This is a genomic window from Chryseobacterium sp. 2TAF14, assembly GCF_052115105.1.
GTDB lineage: Bacteria > Bacteroidota > Bacteroidia > Flavobacteriales > Weeksellaceae > Chryseobacterium.
The window spans coordinates 1-453 of record NZ_JBFRGA010000370.1 but is presented as its reverse complement, the minus strand read 5'-3'; the positions used below and the strand labels follow the sequence as shown (position 1 = coordinate 453).

1 protein-coding gene is annotated in these 453 nt (G+C 28.0%); it reads right to left on the bottom strand.

Annotated elements, in window-relative coordinates; all coding sequences use genetic code 11:
• Positions 1-120: 120 nt before the first annotated feature.
• Positions 121-453: NUDIX domain-containing protein (locus AB4Y90_RS18215; protein ID WP_441558967.1), on the bottom strand; the 333-nt coding region annotated here is incomplete at its 5' end.

The following is a 453-nucleotide window of genomic DNA, read 5'->3' as shown; positions in this document are numbered from 1 at the left end:
GTTTCACTTAGCAAAGACAACAAAGTTAATAAAGTAGGTATTTTTGTCATTCTGAACGAAGCAAAGCATAGTGAAGAATCTCTTTTTTAAATTAATAGATAATGACAAACTAAACTTTAATTATAGAATCCTATATGCTACGTTGTAGTTTTGAATATAATTTTCCAAAGGCTTTGGGAATGATCTTTCATGGGAACCATCAACATCAGTGATGATATAATGATTTTCAGCAATAAAATTTTTCCAAACGGTTTCAGAATCAATCTCAACATTAAAAATCTCTATGCTTAAATTTTTGTGAGTGAGTTTATGATTAATGGTTTTTACGCTTTTTATAAACGGTTTTAAATCATCAGAAATTGTTGGTGGAAATTCGAATAATTTTTTCCAGATAAAATCATCTTTTCTTTGCTGAATTAAAAACTGACCGTTTCTGTGAACGAAATAATATTG